We start from the raw sequence: 1,952 nt of genomic DNA on the forward strand, positions 1-1,952 counted from the left end.
GTTGCTGTCGATGTTGATCGTCACGCCGCCCCAGGTCTCGTTGTGGCCGCCGCGGAACTGCTTGAAACGCTGGCTGTTGACCCAGTAGCCCGAGCTGATGCACGACAGGTTCCAGGTCGAATGGTCCAGGTCCCAGTCTGCCGCGTTGATGAAGCGCGGCGGGCGTGCCAGCGACGCGTAGTCGCTCAAGTAAGTGCCGCAGGCCGAGCCGTAGACGCCCGAGACCTGCGCCGGCGCGACGGCCAGCTGGTCGACCCAGCCCTGCATGAACGACTTGACCGCGGCGCGGCACGAGCTGCTGTTCGAGAAGGCTTCCATGTCGTAGGTGACCGGCGTGTCCTGCGCGGTGCCGAAGCCCAGTGCCTTCAACGCGTTGTAGGCGGCGATCGCCTCCGTCTTGCCTTGCTGGTAGGCGGTGGCCGTGTCCGAGCTGAAGCGGTGCGGGAAGCTCGTGCACGGCGCTTGCGGGCCGACCCACAGCAGCTCGTAGCGCCAGCCCTGGGCGTAGGTGGTGTTGAACCACGACGAGGTCAGGTTAGGCTGGCTGCAAGCGCGCGAATTTCCGCCGATGTAGACGCCGATCCACGACCACGGCGTGCCGCTCCACCACTTCTGCATCGACGTCGTCGAGGGCGCGGTGCAGGCATCGAAGCCCTGGCCTTGCATCACACCATTGCCTGCGGGCACGGCCTGCGCGGCGCCGCACAGCGTCAGGCCAACCCCGGCCAGCGCTGCCAACGAAAGCCAGGTTCGGGGGGAACCGTTTCTTTGCATCTTCACTGGGTGATCTCCTTGTGGTTGAGAACGCAGTGGGCAGCGGCACTGAGGCCCCCAGGGCCGTGACCGGCCCGCCCCCCGAGGGGGATCAAGAAATTCGGGAGCGGACCCATCGTTTCTTGAGAGGACGCGTCGCAGGAACCCACGGCGTCGGCGCGCAGGATGGGCTGTAGTCGCGTTGTAGGCAATTACGAATATGCGTCGGCGGGTTTGAACCGTTGCGCAATGCAAGCGCATACGGCAAGCGAATGTGGCAGAAGAATGAAAAAAGCCGGCCAACCCTTGCGGGCGGCCGGCCAATAGCGGACGGTTTTCGAGTTGGTCTACTTGACCAGCTTCGCCGGCACCGCCAGCAACTGCAATTGGCCGCCTTCGACCGCTTCGCCGGCGATCGGGTAGTGCGCCTGGGTGTCGAGCAGGTAGTAGCGCGTGGTGCGCACGTCGTAGCCCGGGACGTTCTTGAACAGGTCGCTGATGTCGAGCACACCGGAGGATTCTTCGTCCTGCGTCAGGAAATCAGGGCCGGCGTTGAGGAACCGGTTGGCATCATGCGTGGCCAGCTCGACCAGCGCGCCGGTGGCGGGGTTCAGGCCCCAGACCTTGCCCAGGCGAGCGTTGTTGCCCACGTCTTCCGAGAAGATGACATGGCCGGTCTTCTTGTCGGTCGTCAGGTTGTCGGCCATCTGGAACACCGAGCCGTTGGCGCCGCCGTCACCGGCCACGCGGACCGTGCCGCCCAGCTCGGGGTTGGCGATGTCGGCGAAGTTGAATTCCCAGATGCGCGAACGGCCTGTCGTGCTGGAGGTGGTGGCCACGTGCAGCGACTTCGGGTTCTTCCAGCTCCAGCCGGCGTCTTCCGGCCGCATGAAGTTGCTGCCACCGCCGGCCACGGTTTGCGTGTTCAGCGCCAGGCCGCTGCCGTTGCCGTAAGCGGTGGGCGTCACGTCGACCAGCGTGAAGGTGCCGTCGGCGGCAGCGCCGAAGGGCTGGTCGGTCAGGTCTTCGCTCTGGTTGCCGGTGACCTTGACCGCATACAGCTTGCCGCCGTGCAGGCCGGCCTTCTGGACCACGTTGCCGGTGCTTTGCTTCTGGCCGACGTAGACGTAGATCTGGCCTTCGACGGTGGAGTCGTCGGTGCCGACGACGATGGTCTTGTCTTGCTTGACGCGGTTGGC

The 1,952-nt window shown here is 65.5% G+C and carries 2 protein-coding genes; both read right to left on the reverse strand.

Annotated elements, in window-relative coordinates:
• Window positions 1–774: DUF1906 domain-containing protein (locus AC1DYI_RS34095; RefSeq protein WP_477208535.1), on the reverse strand; the 774-nt coding region annotated here is incomplete at its 3' end.
• A 326-nt stretch (window positions 775–1,100) separates the two neighbouring features.
• On the reverse strand, window positions 1,101–1,952 hold an 852-nt coding region (locus tag AC1DYI_RS34100; RefSeq protein ID WP_477208534.1), incomplete at its 5' end, for a PhoX family protein.

Source organism: Ideonella sp. P3_A4 (assembly GCF_056403075.1).